This is a genomic window from Haloplanus salinarum, from assembly GCF_009762275.1.
Lineage (GTDB): Archaea > Halobacteriota > Halobacteria > Halobacteriales > Haloferacaceae > Haloplanus > Haloplanus salinarum.
The window spans coordinates 1,213,030-1,232,573 of record NZ_CP034345.1 but is presented as its reverse complement, the minus strand read 5'-3'; the positions used below and the strand labels follow the sequence as shown (position 1 = coordinate 1,232,573).

The window sequence follows — 19,544 nt, the reverse complement described above, 5'->3', positions numbered from 1 at the left end:
GACGCCGTGGCCCCCCGATCACTCTTGAACCTCGGCCTCACCGTCGGGCGATCACGACTCCGACGCCCCGGTCCCGGACGAGCGAGACGACGAGCCGGTGTCGCCCCGGTCGTTCGAGGACGACCGGTCCCGCTGGCGTCCGGAGGTCGATTCCTCGGAGTGTCGTCCAGCGTGGCGGCCGGCCGTCGAGTCGGTAGCCGACGCGGTCCTCATCCCCCTCGATTCGCAGGCTCGCCCCCGCGGCGCTCCAGGAACGGGCCGGGAGGGAAACACGGACGATGCGTCGTGCGCCCGATACCGACGGGCGGGTGGGATCCTCGTGGGCGCGCAGCGAGTGGACCGTCCGTTCGATCCGGTCGGTGACGCCGTCGAGGTGTGTCGCCGTCCGCGACCGGCGAGCCTCGTCGATACCCGGGACGACGGCGGCGAACAGGGCGACCGACAGCAGGACCGCGAGGACCGCGCGGATCACAGCAGTCGGCGGATCCGGTCGGCGAGCGTCGCGTCCGTCGTTTCGTCCTCTTCCGCCGACGCGTCCGGTCCCGTCGCCAGTTCCGTCCGGGCGGTGTCGGCCGCCGCCGCGGCGAGCGTCGAGGCGGACCGATTGCCCGCCTCCGCACGTCTTCCTGCGGCCGAACGGCAGCGTCCTTCGTCGTTCCGACCCGCGTCGGCGTCCGGGCCGGATCCGCCGGCGCGACGGCCCCGTTCGCCGTCGGCGTTCGTGGCGGACGCGCCGTTCGCGACGCCGTCGGCCGGCCGTTCGCCGTCACGCCGTGGACGGGCCACCCCCCGCCCGCTCGCGCTGTCTCGTCCCGACACCCGAGCGGCGGTGTCGCCGCCGCCCCGTCCCGAATCGGTCCCTGTCGTCCGTCCACCGTCCGTCGTCTCCCGGAGTTCGGCTTCGAGCCGTTCGACCCGGGCGATTGCGGCGTTCGCCCGACGCTCGACCGCCTCGTCGACGGCGTCGACGCCGCCGGCAAAGCCCCGGAGGGCTTGGACCGCCGCCTCCAGTTCCGTCACCCGGTCGTCCACGGCTTCGACGGTGGCCTCGACGTCGTCGAGGCGTTCCTCCAGTTCCGCCGCCTGGGGGAGGCCGTCCCAGTCGGTGGTCCGTCCGTCGGTGAGCGCCCGTTCCAGCGCGTCGACACGTTGCTCCAGGGTGTCGCTCATGGCCCGCGGTGGGCGCGGCATCCTTCCTAAAGTCTCGGCCGTTGGGGACGGGACGCCGTCGGGCCCGTGCCCGTGTCGTGTCGTGTCGGCGGACCGGCGGCCTGCACGCTCCGAGACTCGTCGATGAATTGAAGGTCCGCAAGACGCACGTCGGACGCATGAAGTCCGTCCTGATCGGTGTCGGACAGGCCGGCGGCAAGGTCGTCGACGCCCTGTCCGATTTCGACGCACGGAACGGGTTCGGTGCGGTCACCGGTTCCCTCGCGGTCAACAGCGCCCGCTCCGACCTGCAGTCCCTCCCTCTCGATACGGTCCTGATCGGCGGGGCCGAGGTGAACGGCCACGGGGTCGGCGGTGACAACGAACTCGGCACGAAAGTGATGCGAGACGACGTACAGGAGGTGCTCGGCGCCATCGACGGCCGGGTGACCGCCCGCGCCGAGGCCATCTTCGTCGTCGCCGGCCTCGGCGGCGGCACCGGGAGCGGCGGCGCCCCCTACCTCGTCAAGGAGCTCCAACGGATCTACGACGTGCCGGTCTACGGCCTCGGGATCCTCCCGGGCCGTGACGAGGGGGCGCTCTACCAGGTGAACGCCGGGCGGTCGCTGAAGACGCTGACCCGGGAGGCCGACGCGACCCTGCTGGTCGACAACGACGCCTGGCGATCAGCCGGCGAGAGCCTCGAATCGGGCTACGAGGCGATCAACGAACGCATCGCCCGTCGGGTCGGCCTGTTGCTCGCGGCCGGCGAGTCCGTCGACGGCGTCGGCGAGTCCGTCGTCGACAGCTCCGAGGTCATCAACACCCTCCGTGAAACGGGCGTCGCGACGCTCGGCTACGCCGCCGCCGAGTCGTCGTCGGACGCGGCAGCGAACGTGAACGTCGTCACGAGCACCACACGTCGGGCGATCCGGTCGGGGCTGAGCCTCCCCGATACGACCAGCGCCGAACGCGGACTGCTGGTCGTCGCCGGCCGTCCCGAGACCATCTCCCGGAAGGGCGTGGAGCGCGCCCGCTCCTGGCTGGAGACCGAACTCGACACGATGGAGGTTCGCGGCGGCGACTTCCCGCTCTCGGACGACCGCCTCGCGGCGCTCGTCCTGCTCGGCGGGGTGGCGGACTCCGACCGCCTCGACGACTTCCTCGAACGGGCACGGCGGGCCGTCGAGGAGGAAAACGAGCGGGACGACGAGGACGCCGCGTCGGCGCTCGAAGACGAACGGATCGACGGGCTCCTCTAGGCTATTTCGACGTGACGAGGCTGCCGCCGTCGAAGTCGGTGCGTCCGTAGTCGACGTCCATCAGGTCGAGGATGGTCGGCGCGATGTCGAACAGGTCCGCGTCCGTCACCGACGCCGAGGGGTCGTCGACGAAGAGCGTCGCGTTGTCGAAGCTGTGCATGCCGTTCCGGGGGCCGACGCCGAACACCTCGTCGTGGCGCTTGAACCCGGACTTGAGGTCGAACCCGTGGTTGGGGATGGCCACGAGGTCCGGCGCGATGTCGTCGTGGTCCCCCCGGAAGGCGTCCTCCTTCTCGACGACGCGTTCGCAGACCGGGTTCCCGTCCGGCCCCTCCAGGTCCTCCAGTGCCGTCTTCAGTTCGTCGCGGGTCGACTCGTACTCCTCCTGGGGTACCGAACCGCGCGGTTCCCGCCCCTCGAGGTTGATGTAGAAGCGCCCGGGGATGAGCGAGTACGCGCGGGACTCCTCGGCGATGTCGGTCAGGTCGTCGTGGTCGTCGTCCTCGAAGGAGAGCCAGCCCTCCTCCTGGAGCCACGCGTTGCAGTGCACCTCGTAATCGAGGGAGGTGAACCCGTGGTCGCTGGCGACGACGAGCGTCACGTCGTCGTCGAGTCCCTCGCGGATCTGCCCGATGTAGTCGTCGACCTTCCGGTAGAACTGCATGAACGCCTCCTCGTTCGGGCCGTCGCGCTCGTAATCCTTGAACAGGAAGTGGTTGACCCGGTCGGTGGTCATGAAGACGCCGAAAAACAGGTCCCAGTCGTCGCGTTCGAGGTAGTGAGAGAAGGCCTCGAAGCGCGTGTCGATGGTGTCGTGGGCGTCCTCCACGAAATCGCTTTTGTCCTCCTTGTGTCCGAGTTTGGCGTTCACGTCGATGGCGTAGTCGATAGACTGCAGGTAGTCCCGGAGTTCGTCGGGGTGGGCCGCCTTGTCGACGCCGGGCGAGAGGAAGCCCGACACCATCCGCGTGACGTTCCGCTGTGGCGGGAACGTGACGGGGACGTTCAACACCGTCGCGGTGCGATCCTGTTCCTCCAGCCGGTCCCAGATGCGCGGTGCCTGCACGTCCTGTCCCATCGGGACGTAGGTGTCGTAGGAGCCGGCTTCGCGGTCCTGAAAGCCGTAAACCCCCGTCTCGCCGGGGTTGACGCCGGTCGTGAGCGCCGGCCAACAGGCACTCGACTCCGGCGGCACGATGCTGTCGATGGCGCCCGCGCTCCCCTCCGACGCCAGCGCCGCGAAGTTGGGGAACTCCTCGGGATGGTCGTCGAGAAGGCTAAACGGCACCCCGTCGATGCCGATGAACGCGACACGCGGGTGGTCCTCTCCGCGCAGTCTATCGAACAGACCCATACCACCGCATATCCGGGACGGCAATAAGAACCTTCGTTTCCGGCGGGTACGGGCGGTTTCTGCGACACGGTGCTGTGTCCCGTCGACGTCCGACGCCTGTTAGGTAACCGTACCTCCCCGTCCGCTCAGGGGCCACTTCGACCCCCGTGGTGGTCGGATAATCGGCAGACGGGACGGTGTTAACCGTCCGTACCAAACCCCCTATTATCGACGGTCCCCACCGTACGGGTATGAGCACGAGTGCCGCCGGCAACGACCTCACCGACAAACAGCGTCGCATCCTCGCGTACCTGCGTGAACACGCCACGGACGAGACGTACTTCAAGTCCCGACTCATCGCGTCGGAACTCGGCATGACTGCCAAGGAGGTCGGGGCGAACATGACCGCTATCCGAACCGGCGAGTTCGACGTGACCGTCGAGAAGTGGGGGTACTCCTCGGGGACGACCTGGAAGGTCGACGTTTAGGGATCGTACCGGACCAGGTCGTCGGCCTCGGCCGCGAACGCGCGTACCTCGGCGTCGAAGGAGTCCGCGTACCGCACCAGGAGCGTGATGATCGTCTCCGGGCGCGCGACGACGTAGCCGTCGTCACGGGCGAGCAGTCCGGCGTCCACGAGCTCCGAGGCGTACGTGCTCACCGTCGCCCGCGACACCCCGATGGCGTCGGCCACCGCGCTTCCGGTCGCGTCGGGGTGACGAAGTAGCGTCAGCAACATCCCCCGGGGAGTCTCCCGGCGCAGGTAGCCGAGCGCCACCTGCTCGAACGTCGAGAACCGGTCGGCGACGAAGAAGCGACGGTAGTCGCCGTCGCGCCGCGAGACGATGGCGGGGTCCTCGGACCGCCGGCCGGCCGCGTCGCCGTCGTCCAGCAGTCGGCGCAGGTGGTGTTGTGTCTCCCCCGTCCCCAACTGTAGGTCGTCGCGGAGTTTCGAGAAGTGCGCTCCGGGAGTCGTGCTCACGTAGCCGAGGATGGCGTCGCGAACGTCGGAGCCGTCGGCCGACGACCGCGCGGCCGCCTCGCCGCTCCCCAGTCCAGCGAGCGGCGTCGCCGCTCCCAGCGCGGCGAACCGCCGCAACGTGGAGCGTTTGTCCTCGTCGACTCCCCGGTCCCCGTTGGGCATCCACTCGCACACTCGGCTGCTGGCGACTAAAGGGTACCGCCCCGGCGGTCAGCGGGTCATTCCGTCTCGGGTTCGGGCTCCGCCCCCGAGCCGGCGACCTCCGCGTCCTCGGCGTCCTCGACCACCTCGTCCGGGCTCTTGATGTCGGTCCCCGCGCCCGACTTGATCGCTTCGGCCTCCTGCTCCAGCTCCTCGATGTCCATCTCCGCGGCCTCGTCGATCTGGCCGAGGATCTCCTCGATGTCGTCGAGGCCGATCAGCTCGCGGGTCTCCGCGTCGAAGTCGAGCGAGTCGAGGCCCTCGGTGTCCTGAACGTCGCTGCCGGTCAACTGCTTGCCGTACCGGCCGACCAGCGACGTGAGTTCCTGCGGGAGGACGAACGTCGTCGACTCGCCCTGACCGATGCCCTCCAGCGTCTCCATCCCCTTCTCGATGATGGCGCGCTCGCCCATCGACTCGGCGGATTTCGCGCGCAGCACGGTCGAGATGGCGTCACCCTGCGCTTCGAGGATCTGGCTCTGTTTCTCACCTTGGGCGCGGATGATGTTCGACTGCTTCTCACCCTGGGCGGTCTCGACGGCGCTCCGCCGTTCCCCCTGGGCTTCGAGGATCATCGCCCGGCGGCGACGCTCCGCGGAGGTCTGCTGTTCCATCGCCTGCTGGACGTCCTTCGAGGGGTTCACTTCCCGCACTTCGACGGACTCGACCCGGACGCCCCACTCGTCGGTCGGCTCGTCGAGTTCCTTCCGGATGCGGGCGTTGATCTCCTGACGTTTGTTCAGCGTGTCGTCGAGTTCCATGTCGCCGAGCACCGCGCGCAGGGTCGTCTGGGCGAGGTTCGACACCGCCATCTTGTAGTCGTCGACCTCGAGGAACGCCTTCTTGGCGTCCATCACCTTGATGTAGACGACGGCGTCGGCGGTCACCGGCGAGTTGTCGCGGGTGATCGCCTCCTGGCGCGGCACGTCGAGGGTCTGGGTCCGCATGTCGAAGGCGTAGGTCCGTGAGACGAACGGAGGGATGAACGTGATCCCCGGTTCGAGCAGTCGGCGGTACTCGCCGAACACGGTGAGTGCTTTCTTTTCGTAGGCGTCCACGATCTCGACCATCTGGTAGACCGTGACGATGGCGAGCAACAGGACGAGCACGCCGACGAGGAGCGGTCCGAGGCCTGGGATCAACTGCAGTGCGACGGGGGCCATGGCATCGAGTTGGGGTGACGTCGGCAAAAGGGTTCGCACGGTACCCCTCGACACCCATCGAAGCGATTAAATCCGGACTGTCCGAAGCGACGCCCATGCAACAGCTCATCGTCAGGGGCGACCCCGGCATCCGCAAGGACGCCGTCATCGAGTACGACGGCGAGGAGCAGGTCTGTTTCTCGATCCAGCGGCAGGGCGACTACCACGGCCCCGACGAGGTACAGCTCTGGTGTACCATCGGCACGCCCGACGAGCGGGAGGCTTTCGCGAAGCGCCAGTATGTCCCCCACTGGCTCGACGTCGACTCCGTCGACGCCGACGCCCTCGACGTGGTCTCTCGGGGTCGCGACTGATCAGGCGACGCCCAGTTCCGCCGAGTCGACCCGGTAGATCGTCACCGCCTCGTTCTCGAACACCGGCGTCACCCCCGAGACGTCGGTGAAGGACACCTCGCCGTAGCGCTCTCGCTCGGCCGGCCCGACCCAGACGTAGTCGACGCCGTAGCGTTCGAGCACGGCGACCGTCCGCTCGGGCGGCCCGGTGTAGGCGTCGTCGACGGCCCGGACCCGCGTGAGGTACGGCTCCCGGCCGCGATAGCCGACCTCGTGGTGCCAGCCCGCGACGGTCGGGACGCCGGTGAGGCTGGCCGCCGGGCTCGACTGCCAGCCGTACATCCCGGGCGGCGCCGGCGAGTCGCGCTCCGGCCCGGGGTACCGGCTCGTCGCCGGCGCCGACAGCAGGGTCGGCTGTCCCGACAGGCCGTCGACGTAGGCGATGGCGCGGGCCTCCTCGGGGCGTTCCCGCTCGACGAATCGGGTGGCCTCGAGCGTCGGCTCGGCCGCCCCGTCGAAGTGCGCGGAGAGCGCCAGCCCCGCGTAGGGCACCGTCGCGAGGACGACGACGACGGCGAGCCCCGCGCGCAGCCAGCGGCTGCGGGTCCCGGGCACCGAGACGCCGCCGGGCCACCGGACGAACGCCGGCAGGGCGACGCCGGCGGCGACCCCCCACAGCACCCACACCTGCGCGTACGTCTTGAACACCGTGTTCATCCGGAGGGGGCCGGCGAGTTCGCGGACGTACACGAGTTCGACGAGGCCGACCAGCCCCGCGCCGGCGACGATCAACACCGTCTCGAACCCGACCGGACGGTCGGTGCGGCAGGCGGCCCAGCCGAAGATCAGGAGGGGGCCGACGACCAGGGCGACGGCGAGGTCGGCGGTCAGCGCGAGGACGCCGAGGGCGACGAGGCCGACCAGCGGCGCCAGCACCCGGTCGACGGACAGCCGATCCAGCAGGTACGCGAAGAAGACGACGACGAAGGCGCCGTGGACCAGGAGGAGCGCCGGGAGGCTGGAGCGCTCCGCGGCCGGCAGGAGCGCCACCGACCGGCCGCCGGCAGCCCCGAGCAGGAAGGGGAGCGCGAGGAGGCCGCCGAGGGCGCCGGCGACCCCGGCGACGGCGAGGGCGCCCGCGAGGTGCTCGAGTTCGGCAGTCGCCGGGTCGGCGTCGCGGGCGGCACGCCACCGGGCCACCCGCGCCGAGAGGACGCTCCACGGCTCGGCGCGTCCGAGCGCGAGCGCGAGGAAGAGCAGGCCGAAGAGGGAGGGAAAACTCCAGGTGTCGACGACGGCCTGGAACCCCGCCAGGATCGGCACGGCGACGAACGCGAGGACGCGACGCCGCCGCAGGTCGGCGGCCGGCGTCCGGTAGAGCGCGAACGCGAGTGCGGCACCCAACAGGAGGAAGGGCGTGCCCATCATGTGGGCGTGGAGGTCGCCGTTCAGCCAGCCGAAGAGGGGAAACTCGTTGATCGTCCCCGGGATGACACGGCTGGCGGTCCAGTAGGAGAAGGAGTCCAGCCCGGCGAGGACGGCGTCGGTCGAGTAGCGAGTCCGGGCGGCGACGACGCCAGCGACGTCGGCCCGCAGGGGGGCGGGGAGTGCGCCGACGAGGAGGCGGGACGCCGTGACGAGGTTGCTCGCGAGGCCGACGAAGAAGGCAGCGGCGAGACCCGCGAGCCGCCACGATTCGGCCCGTTCGCGGGCGATGGCGCCGGCGAGGCCGTACGCCGCGGTGACCAGCGTGGCGTAGAAGCCCGCGAGCGAGAGGTTGTAGGCGTAGCGGGGGGCGGTGCCCGTGAGGTCGGCGAGCGTCGCCGTCAGGAGGTGGCCGCCGTAGTAGTAGGCGACCGGTTCGCCCGCGAACCACATATCCTGGGGCGGGAGCCGAGTCGTGCGGTCGAGCGACTTCAGCAGGCCGAAATCGAGGAACTTCTCGCCGCCGACGGGGTAGACCGCCGGGTCGACCGCCCGGACGGCGAGCAGGAGGGCGAAGGCGACCACGAAGACGGCCGCTGCCGCCCGCCACTCGCGTCCGGGACGGACGCCGTCGGCGAGTTCGAGTCGGCGGTCGGCGAACGCGTCGCGGTCCAGCCCCGCGAGTAGGGCGAGACCGGCGAGGACGGCGACGGCGGCGGCGAGGGTCAGAGGGGTGAACGCGAGGTGGCCGAGCCAGTAGACGGTGATTCCGAGGACGGCAAGCGCCGTCGGGAGGCTCAGCCCGACCCCGCGGCCGGGGAGCGTCGAGAACAGGCGGGCGGCGAGCGGGCGGCCGAGCGCCGCGAGGACGCCGTAGAGGACCAGCCAGCGGAGGACGAGCCCGTACTCCATCTACCCGGAGTCGAGTCAGCGACGATAAACCGTTTGTGGTGTGGGCCGGGAGTCGAAGTCGTTCGCTTTTTTACGCCCGTCGCGAAAGGGCTCCCCATGTCCCGATCCGTCGGGGTGGTGATCCCCGCCTACCACCCGGACGTCGACCGTCTCGAACGCTACGTCGACGCCCTCCGAGAGACGGTCGCTCCCGAAACGATTCGCGTCGAACTCGACGCCCCCGGCCCCGGCGTGCTGGACCGGATCGACGCCCTTCCGGTCACCGTCGGCGAGTCGCCCTCCCGCCGGGGCAAGGGTGCGGCGATCACCGCCGGGTTCGAGGCGCTCTCGACGGACGTGGTGGCCTTCGCCGACGCCGACGGCAGTACGCCCGCGACGTCCGTCGCCGACGTGATCCGGCCGGTCGCGACGGGCGAGACCGACCTCGCCGCCGGGTCGCGCCGACACCCCGACGCGACCGTCGAGTCCCACCAGACGGTTGCGCGCCGGTACCTCGGCGACGGCTTCGCGTGGCTGGCCCGCCGGCTCCTCGACGTCCACCTCTACGACTACCAGTGTGGCGCGAAGGCGCTGACGCGGGAGGCCTGGACGCGGATCCGGCCCCACCTCCACGAACCCGGCTTCGCGTGGGATATCGAACTACTGGCCGTCGCCGACGCGGTCGATTGCCGGATCGCCGAGGTGCCGGTCGTCTGGGAGGATCGCCCGGAGTCGACCGTCTCCCCCGTCGGCACGACGCTCCGGCTGGCGCGGGGACTCCTCGTCGCCCGCCACCGGGCGCGCCTCCTCCGGAACGACCGCCTGCACGAGATGCTCGACCGGTCACGGGACTCGGCGCCCGCACTCGTCGACCGGGATCACCGATGAACGGCGGCTTGGGCAAACTGGAGGAGCTCTACTCCGGGATCCGGTTCGGACAGTTCGCCTCCGTGGGCGCGGTGGGCGCCACCGCCGAGACGGTCGTCGTCGCGGTCCTGACGGCCGGATACGGCGTCCTCCCGCAGCTGGCCAAGGCCGTCGGGGCCGAGGTGTCGATCACGCTGATGTTCCTGATCAACGACCGGTGGACCTTCGCGGAGGCCGGGGCGGCCGGGTGGCTCCCCCGCGGCCGCCGCTACCTGAAATCCCACCTGGTGCGAGCGGGCGGCCTGTTCGTCGGGTTCGCCGTCCTGACGGCGCTGACGTCGTGGACGGACGTCACGCTCGTCGTCGCCGGCGCGGACCTCTGGCCGACGGTGGCCAACGCCATCGGCATCGGCTGTGGGATGCTACTCAACTACCTCACCGAGGGGCTGTTCACGTGGCGTGTCGGTGCCGACTGATCGCCGTCACCGTCCCCCGGCGGTCGCCGACCGGCGTGCCGTCGACCGGCGGACCCGACTTCCGATGGTGCGTATGGGGCGCCGAGAATCCCCGTCCGGCACGCGAATCACAACCCTTAATGCCGCGACCGGACTCGAATTCGATAGCGGGATGGGATAGCCAGGAGATTCCGCCGGGCTCATAACCCGGAGATCGGTAGTTCAAATCTACCTCCCGCTATTTTTGGCCGGCACCTGCGACCGAGGAACGGACGCCGCGCGCCGATTCCATCCCCATCGTCCGCTCGAAGGCCCAGTACGGGTTCTTCGCCGACAGGGTTCCCGCCAACTCCCGCGGAGCCCGTCTCTAAACGGCGTTTCAGAGGTACTGGTACGTCTCGTAGATCCGATCCACGTCGTGGGACGGACACAGTGCGAAGCCGTACCCGGAGGGAGTTCTCGACGACATTCGGGCTGATCCAACAGACAGAACTCTGATCGTTATGACGTGTTTACCGGCTTCGGTGCGGGTGTAGGCTTTATTTGGACGGTCCCCTCCCGCCCCGGTCGAGTCTTTCCTCCCCCCCCTCCGAAGACCATCGCGGGTCGGGGCGTCGACCGAATCGCGTCACCGGAGTTCGTACACCGACGACCCCGCGGCGACGAACACGCGGTCCTCGACGAGCGCCAGGCCGCCGACGCCCGGCGTCTCGAACCGGTGGGTCCACAGCCGCTCGCCCCCGGCGCGGTCGTAGGCCCGCACCACGCCGGCGACGACGTCGCCGTCCTCCCGGTCCTCGCCCGCGACGACGAGCGTGTCGCCGCCGACGGCGGGGGCGACGGCGTGCCACCCGACCGCGTCGCGCCAGTCGGCCTCGCCGGTCCGCAGGTCGAGCGCCGCGACGAGTCCGGCCCGTCGGTCGTCGGTGCCGGCGGCGACGTAGCCGCGAGCGCCGACGACGGCCGGCGTGGCGACGTCGACGCCGAGCGGCCGGGGTTCCCACAGGGACTCGCCGGAGTCGGCGTCCAGGGCGGCGACCACGCCACCGCCCTCCGCGTAGGTGCCGACGACGAGGCGCCCGTCGGCGACGGCGGGGGCGTGGACGAAGCCGGATACGGGGCCGGCGCTCCAGGCCCGTTGCGGCCCCGGCCGGAGGTACCGGTCGCGGCCCGTGCGCTCCGCGTAGGCGACGGTTCCGTCGAGGGGCGCGTCCGCGGCGTACAGCCGGCCGTCGACGAGGGCGGGCATCGCACCGTCGACCTGCCAGCGTCGGCCACCGCCGGCGTCGATGCCGTGGAGCGTCCCGCTCCCGGTGCCGAGGTACACCTCGTCCGCACCGACCGTCAGGCCACGGGGGTCGTCGGTGTCGACCGGGCTGCGAGAGGTCTCTTGCAGGTCGGCGCCGTCGTAGCCGACGACGGCTACGGGATCGGTGGCGGTGCCCGAGTCGAGGCTGACCGCGTGGAGGCGGCCGTCGGGGCCGAACCCGGCGCGGGGCGTCGCGGCCTCGACGGTGCGGGCCGCCGTGCCGTCCTCGCGGGCGTAGGCCGCGAGCCCCGACCCGTAGACGACGACGTGGTCGGGGCCGACGAGCGGCGAGAGCGAGGGGCGTCCGGCAGCCGTCGGGAGCGCGGTGAACTCGCGGCGCGCGGGTCGCTCCCGCGGCGGCGTCGCGCTCGGGTTGTGCGCGGTGTTCGCGGGGTCGTACCGGCGGAGCGGCCACGTTCCGGGGGCTGGCGTCCAAGTGTCGAACGTCGCCGCGGCCGCACCGCGGTGCAGGCGGTAAGCGCCGTAGCCGCCGACCGCGAGGGCGACGCTTCCCCCGAGGAGTCGGCGGCGCGTGATGGAGGGCATCGGACCGTACGTCCCACTCGGGGACAAAAAAGGTGGGACAGTCGTCGCGTGCCGGGAGCCGAGTCAGAGCGTCACGTCCGGCTGCTCGGCCGTCGTCCGTCCCGCCCGGAAGCTACGGAGGCCGGCGGCGACGGAGAGCAGGAGCGCGAACGGGGCGACCGCTACCCCGCCGGCCGTGGGCGTGAGCACGGCGACGACGGCGGCCGTTCCGGCGAGCGACCACACCAGCCACCGGCGGCGGCTCCAGAGCGCGTAGCCCGCGAGCAGCGAACAGCCGAGGACGAGCACCGCCCACGCGAGGGGACGCGCCAGCGGGGCGTACGGCGGGACAGCCCGTCCGACGGCGACGACTGCGTGCAGGCGGTCGACGGCGGCGGGGAGCGCCCCCCGGTCGCCGAGGAGCGTCAGCGAGCCGACAACGCCCGCGAGGACGGCGAGGGCGTCGACGAGGGGGGCGATACGCCTGACGGTGGCGGGGACCGTGGAGGGGAGGGGGGACCGGGCGGACATGGATAGGGGTGCGACCGGTAGCGACAAAAGTCCTTGCCGGCGTCGTCGGTCAGAACTCCACGTTCGACGACGAGGCTGGGCCGCCGTCGTCGAGCGATCCGGTCGTGACGAAGGCGTAGTCGTCGTCGGTCAGGTAGACGGCCCCGTCGTCGACGGTCACGTCGACGGCTTCGAGGGTGGCGCCCTCACAGGGACCGAACGTGCAGTAGCCGGAGTCGGCCTCGAAGTAGGCGCCGTGGTTCGCACAGACGAGTTCGCCGTCGCGCATCGGGGCGCCGGAGCCCTTGTCCAGGCGCACGTCCAACAGGTGTCGACAGTAGTTCAGCCAGCCGCGCACCTCCCCGTCGGCGACGCGGACCAGCACCGCCTCGCGCTCCTCGCCGGTGTCGAGACGACGGAGGGTGACGAGGAAGGTGGTGTCGTCGGGGACCGAATCGAGCGACGTCATCCGTCGGTCGGCGTCCATCGACTCCGGATATCGACCGCCGGAATTTATACCTCACGTCGCCGGGACGGCGTCAGCCACGGGTCGCCGCGACACGCTCCGCGAACAGTCGGGAGAGCAGGTCGGTGACGGGGCCGCCGCCGACGGCGACGCCGTCGAGTCGGGCGACCGGACGGACGCCCGCGCTGGGTTCCGCGACGAAGGCCTCCTCGGCCTCGCGGACGTCGGCGGGCGTGTAGCTGCCGGTCACGACGGGGAGGTCCTCCGCCGCGGCGAGTTCGCGGACGACCGACCGGGTGCCGGTCCGGGCCGGTCGGTCGCCGAGCGCCGGCAGTCGGACGGCGTCGCCGTCGACGAAAAGGGGGTCGCTCGCCGTCCCGCCCACGACGTGTCCCTCTGCGTCGAGCAGGAGGGCTTCGTCCGCCGGGCCGCCGTCGGGGGGCGCCGCCCGCCGGAGTTCGGCCTGTGCGCGGACCGCGTCGAGTCGGTTGTGCGTGAGCGGCGCCGCCGGCACCGCGTCGGGCGCGATGGCGCGGGTGCGGACGGTCTGGAGAGTCAGCGGCGCCGCCTCGGTCCCCGCGTCCGCCGACGGGGCCGGCGTCGCCGTCACGACCACGGTCGGGTCGGGGTCGGCCGGGGGGCGCAGGCGGTCGGCGTCCGGCAACACGGAGCCGGCCGTCCGGCCGTCGCCGTCCGCCGTGTTCCAGTCCCCGATTTCGCGTCCTGCGCCCCCGCGACCACGCGTGATCGAGACCCGAACCAGCGCGTCGTCGAGCCCGGCGGCGGCGAGCGTCTCCTCGACGCGCGCACGGAGGGTGGCGGCGTCGACGCCGGGGTCGAACCCGTGGCGCTCGCAGGCGCCGAACAGGCGGTCGACGTGGGGTCGCCACGCGAAGGGCGTCCCGTCGTAGACCCGCAGGGTGTCGGTCACGGCGTCGCCGAGAGCGACCCCGCGGTCGTCGAGCGGGAGCGTCGCGTCGTCGGGGTCGACGAGGCGGCCGTCGACGTGGTACATCGCCGGTCAGCGGTCCTTCGCGCGGTCGATCCAGCGGCCGACCCGCTTCGCCGAGAGGTCGACCTTCGGCGCGAGTTCCTCGGCGTCCGCGGCCGCGAGGTCGGCCACCGACTCCACGCCGGCCGCCGAGAGCCGTTCGGCGTAGGCGGGACCGATGCCCTTGATGACCTCGACCGATTCCCCGGTCGTCGCCGGCTCCCCGTCGTGTTCGCCGGTCGTCTCGCCGGCGGATTCGGCCGCCGCCGTGTCGAGTTCCGTCTCGGTGTCGCTCGCGTCGGGCCCTGCCGCCTCGGCGGGTTCGGCGGCGTCGGCGTCCTCGTCGACCAGCGAGTCCGTCGACGCCGCGGCCTCCGTCCCGGCGGCGGCCTCGTCGGCGGAGTCCGTGCCCTTGACGGCCGCTTCGGAATCGGTCTCTACCCGGTCGCGTTCGACGCTGACGGTCGTCTCCCGTGGCTCGTCGTTCGACGACGACCCGTCCAGTCCGAGCAGCGACAGCAGCGTGTCCAGAATTCCCATTGAAGACACGTATGGCCGCCCGATATTTAAAAACCGGCGAGGCGGTCAGAGGCGTGATCTGAGCGCGTCGTTCATCGCGCCGACGGGCGCGTCCCGACCGGTCCAGCGCTCGAAGGCGGCGACGCCCTGGAACAGGAGCATCCACGCGCCGTCGATGGTCGTCGCACCCGCCTCGGCAGCCGTCCGGAGCAGGCGCGTCTCGATCGGCGAGTACACCGCGTCGAGGACGGCCAGGTCGGCGTGGAGCAGGGCCGCCGGCACCGGGGTGGCGTCCTCCTCCATCCCGACGCTCGTCGCGTTGACCAGCAGATCGGCCGCGGGTACTCGGTCCCCGAGGGTGTCCAGTCCGCCCGCCGTCACGGTGGCGTCCGGGTCGCCCGCCCGGACGTCGGCCGCGAGTTCCGCCGCTCGCTCGACGGTCCGGTTCGCGACGTGGACCGCCTCGCAGGCCTCGGCGAGGGTGATGGCGACGGCGCGGCCGGCGCCGCCGGCGCCCACGACGACGGCTTCGGCGCCGGCGAGCGGGACGCCGTGGTGTTCGAAGGCGCGGCGGACGCCCGCGGCGTCGGTGTTGTATCCGCGGGGCGGCGACGTGGAGAAGTCGACGGTGTTGACCGCGCCGATCCGTGCCGCGAGGTCGTCCGGGTCGACGTGTTCGAGGACGTCCTGCTTGAACGGGATGGTGACGTTGAGGCCGTCGATGCCGAGTGCCGCCGCCCCGGCGAGGGCGCGGGCGACGTCGTCGGGGGCGGGTTCGAACGTGACGTAGCGGGCGTCCATGTCGAGTTCGCGGTAGGCCGCCTCGTGCATCGGCGGCGAGAGCGAGTGGCCGACCGGGTTGCCGATCAGTCCGTAGACGTGCATCGGCGACGGCTTCGTCGCGGGGGGAGAAAAGCCCCCGCGTCCGACGCGCCAGCACGGCCGCCGATTTATTGGGTCACCCCCGCGTACGTCCGCCCGGTATGTCAACCGCACCGCGGTTCGAACTGTATCAGGACAAGGCCGGCGAGTGGCGGTGGCGACTCGTCGTCGCCAACGGGAACATCATCGCCGACAGCGGCGAGGGGTACGCGTCGAAACAGGGGGCAAAACGGGGCATCGAGAGCGTAAAATCGAGCGCCCCCGAGGCAGCGGTCGTGGCGACGGACGCGGAGTGATACCGTCGACTGGCTCCGGTTCGACCGATTCGCCGCCCCGAACCCGGCTCTCTCGGCCTGAAACGGCTGAATTCGGCGCCGAGCGGATCCCTACCGAACGTTCACACGGTTCCCCGCTTCTCGCCGCATCGGCCGTCGAGGGCGCTTCTACCTCCGGATATCGGGCGTGTCGCGGACAACTTGTGTTTTATTAGCCGGGGGCGTGGTATCGACAGACACGACTCCATGATTCGGACACCCGACACGGGACGTCCCGTCGCGTCCCGGGATGGCGGAGGCGAACCATGAACCGACAGGCTTTCGGTGCGCTCGGCGGCGCGTTCGCACTGACGCTCCCGTGGATCGTCAGTTACCTGACTGGGACGGCCCACGGGTTCTCGACCGGGGTGACGGTCCTCGTGAGCGGGCTCTCGGTACTCGGCGCGTCCTTCCTGCTCGCGTGGGGAGCCGAAACCGCGGAGAAGGACGTCCCCCGGGCCTTCGCCATCGCCGTCCTCGCGGTGCTGGCGGTCGCCCCGGAGTACGCGGTCGACGCGCTGTACGCCTGGAACGCCGGCGTGTTCGCGGGGACGGAACGCGGGGTCGAGGCGGGCAACCTCGCCGTCGCCAACATGACCGGTGCGAACCGCATCCTCATCGGCATCGGCTGGGCCGGCGTCGCCCTCTTTACCGTCTTCCGCCACGGATCGGCGGAGGACCCCGCGGTGAGAAGCCGGGACGGCTTTCTCGCCGACGCCGTCTCGCTGGACCGCGACATCGGCCTCGAAATCGTCTTCCTCTTTCTCGCCACGCTGTGGGCCTTCCTCGTCCCCCTCGGCGGCGGGATCGACATCCTCGACATGGCGGTTCTCGTGGGACTCTACGTCGCGTACATCGCCATCGTCCTCAAGGGCGACGTCGAGGCCGACGAGGCACACGTGGGCGTGCCGGCCTACCTCCAGACGTTCCCGAAACCCTACCGCGCGGCGACGGTCCTCGGCCTCTTTGCCTACTCAGGGTTGATGATCTTCACCGCCGTCGAGCCGTTCGCTCACGGGCTCGAACAACTGGGGCAGAGCATCGGCGTCCCCTCCTTCTTCATGATCCAGTGGATCGCCCCCCTGGCCTCCGAGTCGCCGGAACTCATCGTCGTCGTCTATCTGGTGAACAAGGCGCGGTCGACCGCGGGATTCAACGCGCTCATCTCCTCGAAGCTCAACCAGTGGACACTCCTGATCGGGACGCTCGTTCTGGTCTACTCCCTCGCACTCGGCCAGTACGGCGCGCTCCCGTTCGACCAGAAGCAGTCCGGCGAGATCTGGCTGACCGCCGCGCAGTCCTTCTTCGCCATCTCCCTCCTGATCAACTTCGAGATATCGGTCCGCGAGGCCGTCGTGTTGCTCGTCCTCTTCCTCTCGCAGGTGCTCTCCGAGTTCCTGCTCATCCGGGGGGTCCTCGTGATTCCCATCTCCGATTACGAACTCCTACTCGTGTTCACGGGTATCTACCTCGTCCTCGGGACGGGGCTGTTCGTCGCCCGGCGGCGGGCGCTCAAGGGGATCCTCACACAGACCGCCGGGACGGTGAGAAATGCCTTTTCGGTCGGCGACGACAGACCACGGGGGGCAGACTGACATGTTCGATACGATCCTGATCGCGGTCGACGGCAGCGACTGTGCGCACAGAGCGGCCAAACACGGCCTCGAACTCGCGGCCCGGTACGACGCCGCGGTCGACGTCGTCACCGTCTACGGCGGCGAGACGGAGCGGGGGAACGCGACCCTCGACGAGGTCACCGACCTGGCGGCCGACGTGGGCGTGACCGTCGAGACGGACCTGCTCTCGGGCAAGCCGGCCGGGGCCATCGCCGAGTACGCGGCGGAACGGGGAGCGGACCTCGTCGTCGTCGGGCGCCGTGGGCGCTCGGGCGTCCGGGCGCGACTGCTCGGGAGCGTCACCGAACGCGTCCTGCGCCGGAGTCCCGCGCCCGTGCTGACCGTCCCACCCGGCGACGTCGACGACGGGACGGGAGCCGCCTACGGGGACGTCCTCGTGACCACCGACGGCAGCGAGGTGGCCGCGGAGGCGGCCCCCTACGGTGCCGATCTGGCCCGTCGCTTCGGCGCGGCGTTCCACGCGCTCAACGTGGTGGACGTCCAGGCCGAGGCCGGCGTCTTCGACGCCGGCGGGGTCGACAGCGAGTACATCGAGCGCCTCGAAACGCGGGGGCATCAGGCGGTCGACGAACTCGTCGCGGCGGTCGACGTCTCGGATCTCGACGTCCGACGGTCGGTCGTCCGCGGGCGGCCACACGAGGCCATCGACGAGTACGTCCGCGAGGACGACGTCGACCTGGTCGTCATGTCCTCCGAGGGGCAGTCGAACCTCGCCGGCCAGCAACTGGGGACCGTCGCGGGGCGCGTCCTGCGGACGGTCGACCGGCCGGTTCTGGTCGTCACCGCGAACTGATTCGCGCCAGGGGACTGTCGCCGGCGACTGCGCCGGTGGCGACGACCGACGGTCCGGCCGGGGGACCGGCCGGGACCGATCCGGTTTTGGGGATCGACGGCGAGGTTCCGCCGTGATCGCCATCGTCGTCAGCCGCGCCGACAGCGCCTCCGAACGCATCGGCGAAGCCTTGCTTGATCTCGCCGACTGGACCGAACGACGCGACGAGCGCCGCCCCGACGGCGAGGGGGGCGGCACCTACTACCACACCGAGGGCTTCGAACTGCGGACCTTCGACGACCTGCACATCCACCTCGACCGCCCGGACGCCGCCTTCGACGACCCCGACCTCCTGGTCGTCGTCTCCCGGCACTCGGGGGAGACGGGGCCGCTCCTGACCGCCCACTTCACCGGCAACTTCGGCGAGGCGGAGTACGGCGGGACGGCCGGGGCGTTCGCCCGGGCCTGCCCCAACGCGGCGGCCGTCGCCGTCTCGGCGCTCGAAGCACACGCCCCGCCGGCGTACGAGGTGGGCACCGAATGCACCCACCACGGCCCGACGGCCGTGGGCGTCCCCTCGATGTTCGTCGAACTCGGGAGCGACGAGGCCCAGTGGTCCGATCCGGCGGGGGCCCGCGCCGTCGCGCGGGCCGTCCTCGACCTGCGCGGTGTCGACGCCGACCGCGAGAAACAGATCGCGGGCTTCGGCGGCGGCCACTACGCGCCGCGGTTCGGCCGAATCGTCCGCGAGACGGCGTGGGCGGTGGGTCACGTCGCCGCCGACTGGGGCCTGGAGGCGATGGGCAACCCCGCGGCGAACCGCGAGGTCCTCCGCCGAGCGGTCGAGGAAAGCGGCGCCGACCACGTCCTCGTCGAGGGCGGGCGCTCGGGACTCGCGGACGTCCTCGCCGACCTGGGCTACCGGGTCGTGACCGAGACGTGGCTCCGGGAGACGAGCGCCCATCCCCTCCCGGTCGTCGCCGCCGTCGAGGAGCGACTCGACCCCGTGGCCGAGGGACTCCGGTTCGGCGAGGTGGTGCCGCGGGTCGAGGGCGACGCGGCCGACGCCGTCGTCGTCGCGGCCCTGCCGACGGAACTGGTCGACGCCGCGAGCGCCGTCGACATCGAGGCGACGCGGGCCGCCGTCGCCGACGTCGCCGTCGCCTTCGAGACGACCGAGGGTGGGACGCGGCCCCGGGGACAGGTCGCCCTGTCGGCCGACGACCCCGCGGCGGCCGCCGAGGCGCTGACCGACGCGTTGGCGGCGATCCTGCGGACGGACTACGACGACGTGAGCCGGCGGGACGGCGAGGTGGTCGCCCGGACGGAGACGTTCGACCCGGCGGCCGCGCGCACCCTCGGCGTCCCCGAGGGGCCGGCGTTCGGGCGCCTCGCCGACGGCGAGGCCGTCGAGGTGGACGGCGAGTGGATCGATCCCGACGTCGTCCGCACCGAGCAGGTGGACCGTTTCCCCGTCGTCGCGCCGCCGGAATAGTTTCTAATCTGATCATTGTCTGACGCACGCGTGACGCGTTCAACACGTCGATTCCGCGGAGCGT

The 19,544-nt window shown here is 71.2% G+C and carries 21 protein-coding genes and 1 tRNA gene; 10 read left to right on the top strand and 12 right to left on the bottom strand.

What is annotated here, in order from left to right:
• Positions 1-37 precede the first annotated feature (37 nt).
• Both EI982_RS07665 and EI982_RS07660 read right to left on the bottom strand, forming a co-directional pair.
• Positions 38-472, bottom strand: coding sequence for a DUF7311 family protein (locus EI982_RS07665; protein WP_157689055.1), 435 nt, complete (start codon positions 470-472; stop codon positions 38-40).
• Entirely contained in the window at positions 469-1,170 is a 702-nt protein-coding gene (locus tag EI982_RS07660) for a DUF7310 family coiled-coil domain-containing protein (RefSeq protein ID WP_157689053.1), read from the bottom strand. The genes EI982_RS07665 and EI982_RS07660 overlap by 4 nt, the downstream gene beginning before the upstream one ends.
• 158 nt (positions 1,171-1,328) lie before the next feature.
• Here EI982_RS07660 and EI982_RS07655 point away from each other — a divergent pair, with 158 nt between their 5' ends.
• Positions 1,329-2,411 carry a tubulin/FtsZ family protein gene (locus EI982_RS07655; RefSeq protein ID WP_157689050.1) on the top strand — a complete coding sequence of 361 codons (1,083 nt, stop codon included), beginning with the start codon at positions 1,329-1,331 and terminating at the stop codon, positions 2,409-2,411.
• Position 2,412: 1 nt separating this feature from the next.
• On the opposite strand, the gene EI982_RS07650 is transcribed toward EI982_RS07655, so the two are convergent.
• On the bottom strand, positions 2,413-3,765 hold the full coding sequence (locus EI982_RS07650; RefSeq protein ID WP_157689048.1) for an alkaline phosphatase family protein: 1,353 nt from the start codon (positions 3,763-3,765) through the stop codon (positions 2,413-2,415).
• A gap of 230 nt (positions 3,766-3,995) precedes the next feature.
• On the opposite strand from EI982_RS07650, the gene EI982_RS07645 reads away from it, so the two are divergent.
• Entirely contained in the window at positions 3,996-4,232 is a 237-nt protein-coding gene (locus tag EI982_RS07645) for a DUF7123 family protein (protein WP_157689046.1), read from the top strand.
• On the opposite strand, the gene EI982_RS07640 is transcribed toward EI982_RS07645, so the two are convergent.
• A complete protein-coding gene (locus tag EI982_RS07640) occupies positions 4,229-4,888 on the bottom strand; it encodes a winged helix-turn-helix transcriptional regulator (protein ID WP_157689044.1) in 660 nt (219 codons plus the stop codon). The two genes, EI982_RS07645 and EI982_RS07640, sit on opposite strands and share 4 nt — an antisense overlap.
• 56 nt (positions 4,889-4,944) lie before the next feature.
• Entirely contained in the window at positions 4,945-6,090 is a 1,146-nt protein-coding gene (locus EI982_RS07635; protein ID WP_157689042.1) for an SPFH domain-containing protein, read from the bottom strand.
• Between the two features lie 95 nt (positions 6,091-6,185).
• On the opposite strand from EI982_RS07635, the gene EI982_RS07630 reads away from it, so the two are divergent.
• Complete coding sequence (locus EI982_RS07630; RefSeq protein ID WP_157689040.1) at positions 6,186-6,443, top strand: HAH_0734 family protein; 258 nt, start codon at positions 6,186-6,188, stop codon at positions 6,441-6,443.
• Here EI982_RS07630 and EI982_RS07625 read toward each other — a convergent pair whose 3' ends face one another.
• Positions 6,444-8,759: a DUF2298 domain-containing protein gene (locus EI982_RS07625; protein WP_157689038.1), complete on the bottom strand. Its 2,316-nt coding sequence runs from the start codon at positions 8,757-8,759 to the stop codon at positions 6,444-6,446.
• Between the two features lie 96 nt (positions 8,760-8,855).
• On the opposite strand from EI982_RS07625, the gene EI982_RS07620 reads away from it, so the two are divergent.
• The 3 genes from EI982_RS07620 (at position 8,856) to EI982_RS07610 (ending at position 10,301) form a co-directional block, all read left to right on the top strand.
• Positions 8,856-9,626, top strand: a complete 771-nt coding sequence (locus EI982_RS07620) for a glycosyltransferase (protein WP_157689036.1) — start codon at positions 8,856-8,858, stop codon at positions 9,624-9,626.
• On the top strand, positions 9,623-10,081 hold the full coding sequence (locus EI982_RS07615; protein ID WP_157689034.1) for a GtrA family protein: 459 nt from the start codon (positions 9,623-9,625) through the stop codon (positions 10,079-10,081). The genes EI982_RS07620 and EI982_RS07615 overlap by 4 nt, the downstream gene beginning before the upstream one ends.
• 145 nt (positions 10,082-10,226) lie before the next feature.
• A tRNA-Met gene (locus EI982_RS07610) sits at positions 10,227-10,301 on the top strand.
• A gap of 387 nt (positions 10,302-10,688) precedes the next feature.
• On the opposite strand, the gene EI982_RS07605 is transcribed toward EI982_RS07610, so the two are convergent.
• The 6 genes from EI982_RS07605 to EI982_RS07580 form a co-directional block, all read right to left on the bottom strand.
• The gene (locus EI982_RS07605) at positions 10,689-11,915 is read right to left on the bottom strand and encodes a BamB-related PQQ repeat family beta-propellar protein (RefSeq protein ID WP_157689032.1); all 1,227 of its coding nucleotides are present in this window, start codon (positions 11,913-11,915) and stop codon (positions 10,689-10,691) included.
• A 63-nt stretch (positions 11,916-11,978) separates the two neighbouring features.
• The gene (locus tag EI982_RS07600; RefSeq protein WP_157689029.1) at positions 11,979-12,425 is read right to left on the bottom strand and encodes a hypothetical protein; all 447 of its coding nucleotides are present in this window, start codon (positions 12,423-12,425) and stop codon (positions 11,979-11,981) included.
• A 49-nt stretch (positions 12,426-12,474) separates the two neighbouring features.
• Positions 12,475-12,891: a Rieske (2Fe-2S) protein gene (locus tag EI982_RS07595; RefSeq protein ID WP_157689027.1), complete on the bottom strand. Its 417-nt coding sequence runs from the start codon at positions 12,889-12,891 to the stop codon at positions 12,475-12,477.
• A 52-nt stretch (positions 12,892-12,943) separates the two neighbouring features.
• Positions 12,944-13,885, bottom strand: coding sequence for an aminotransferase class IV (locus EI982_RS07590; RefSeq protein ID WP_157689025.1), 942 nt, complete (start codon positions 13,883-13,885; stop codon positions 12,944-12,946).
• Between the two features lie 6 nt (positions 13,886-13,891).
• A complete protein-coding gene (locus tag EI982_RS18900) occupies positions 13,892-14,401 on the bottom strand; it encodes a helix-hairpin-helix domain-containing protein (RefSeq protein WP_157689023.1) in 510 nt (169 codons plus the stop codon).
• A gap of 45 nt (positions 14,402-14,446) precedes the next feature.
• The gene (locus EI982_RS07580) at positions 14,447-15,265 is read right to left on the bottom strand and encodes a shikimate dehydrogenase (protein WP_157689021.1); all 819 of its coding nucleotides are present in this window, start codon (positions 15,263-15,265) and stop codon (positions 14,447-14,449) included.
• A 98-nt stretch (positions 15,266-15,363) separates the two neighbouring features.
• On the opposite strand from EI982_RS07580, the gene EI982_RS07575 reads away from it, so the two are divergent.
• The 4 genes from EI982_RS07575 to EI982_RS07560 all read left to right on the top strand — a co-directional run bounded on the left by EI982_RS07575 (position 15,364) and on the right by EI982_RS07560 (position 19,480).
• Positions 15,364-15,558, top strand: coding sequence for an HVO_2922 family protein (locus EI982_RS07575; RefSeq protein ID WP_157689019.1), 195 nt, complete (start codon positions 15,364-15,366; stop codon positions 15,556-15,558).
• Positions 15,559-15,842: 284 nt separating this feature from the next.
• The gene (locus tag EI982_RS07570) at positions 15,843-17,171 is read left to right on the top strand and encodes a calcium:cation antiporter family protein (RefSeq protein WP_157689017.1); all 1,329 of its coding nucleotides are present in this window, start codon (positions 15,843-15,845) and stop codon (positions 17,169-17,171) included.
• Position 17,172: 1 nt separating this feature from the next.
• Positions 17,173-18,006: a universal stress protein gene (locus tag EI982_RS07565; protein ID WP_157689015.1), complete on the top strand. Its 834-nt coding sequence runs from the start codon at positions 17,173-17,175 to the stop codon at positions 18,004-18,006.
• Positions 18,007-18,118: 112 nt separating this feature from the next.
• A complete protein-coding gene (locus EI982_RS07560) occupies positions 18,119-19,480 on the top strand; it encodes a D-aminoacyl-tRNA deacylase (protein ID WP_157689012.1) in 1,362 nt (453 codons plus the stop codon).
• The last annotated feature ends 64 nt before the right edge of the window (positions 19,481-19,544 follow it).

Coding starts and splice junctions, on each gene's coding strand:
- EI982_RS07565 (WP_157689015.1), top strand. CDS start 17,173: ATGTTCGATACGATCCTGATCGCGGTCGACGGCAGCGACTGTGCGCAC.
- EI982_RS07630 (WP_157689040.1), top strand. CDS start 6,186: ATGCAACAGCTCATCGTCAGGGGCGACCCCGGCATCCGCAAGGACGCC.
- EI982_RS07595 (WP_157689027.1), bottom strand. CDS start 12,891: ATGGACGCCGACCGACGGATGACGTCGCTCGATTCGGTCCCCGACGAC.
- EI982_RS07650 (WP_157689048.1), bottom strand. CDS start 3,765: ATGGGTCTGTTCGATAGACTGCGCGGAGAGGACCACCCGCGTGTCGCG.
- EI982_RS07570 (WP_157689017.1), top strand. CDS start 15,843: ATGAACCGACAGGCTTTCGGTGCGCTCGGCGGCGCGTTCGCACTGACG.
- EI982_RS07605 (WP_157689032.1), bottom strand. CDS start 11,915: ATGCCCTCCATCACGCGCCGCCGACTCCTCGGGGGAAGCGTCGCCCTC.
- EI982_RS07600 (WP_157689029.1), bottom strand. CDS start 12,425: ATGTCCGCCCGGTCCCCCCTCCCCTCCACGGTCCCCGCCACCGTCAGG.
- EI982_RS07590 (WP_157689025.1), bottom strand. CDS start 13,885: ATGTACCACGTCGACGGCCGCCTCGTCGACCCCGACGACGCGACGCTC.
- EI982_RS07580 (WP_157689021.1), bottom strand. CDS start 15,265: ATGCACGTCTACGGACTGATCGGCAACCCGGTCGGCCACTCGCTCTCG.
- EI982_RS07575 (WP_157689019.1), top strand. CDS start 15,364: ATGTCAACCGCACCGCGGTTCGAACTGTATCAGGACAAGGCCGGCGAG.
- EI982_RS07645 (WP_157689046.1), top strand. CDS start 3,996: ATGAGCACGAGTGCCGCCGGCAACGACCTCACCGACAAACAGCGTCGC.
- EI982_RS07615 (WP_157689034.1), top strand. CDS start 9,623: ATGAACGGCGGCTTGGGCAAACTGGAGGAGCTCTACTCCGGGATCCGG.
- EI982_RS07635 (WP_157689042.1), bottom strand. CDS start 6,090: ATGGCCCCCGTCGCACTGCAGTTGATCCCAGGCCTCGGACCGCTCCTC.
- EI982_RS07655 (WP_157689050.1), top strand. CDS start 1,329: ATGAAGTCCGTCCTGATCGGTGTCGGACAGGCCGGCGGCAAGGTCGTC.
- EI982_RS07625 (WP_157689038.1), bottom strand. CDS start 8,759: ATGGAGTACGGGCTCGTCCTCCGCTGGCTGGTCCTCTACGGCGTCCTC.
- EI982_RS18900 (WP_157689023.1), bottom strand. CDS start 14,401: ATGGGAATTCTGGACACGCTGCTGTCGCTGCTCGGACTGGACGGGTCG.
- EI982_RS07640 (WP_157689044.1), bottom strand. CDS start 4,888: ATGCCCAACGGGGACCGGGGAGTCGACGAGGACAAACGCTCCACGTTG.
- EI982_RS07660 (WP_157689053.1), bottom strand. CDS start 1,170: ATGAGCGACACCCTGGAGCAACGTGTCGACGCGCTGGAACGGGCGCTC.
- EI982_RS07620 (WP_157689036.1), top strand. CDS start 8,856: ATGTCCCGATCCGTCGGGGTGGTGATCCCCGCCTACCACCCGGACGTC.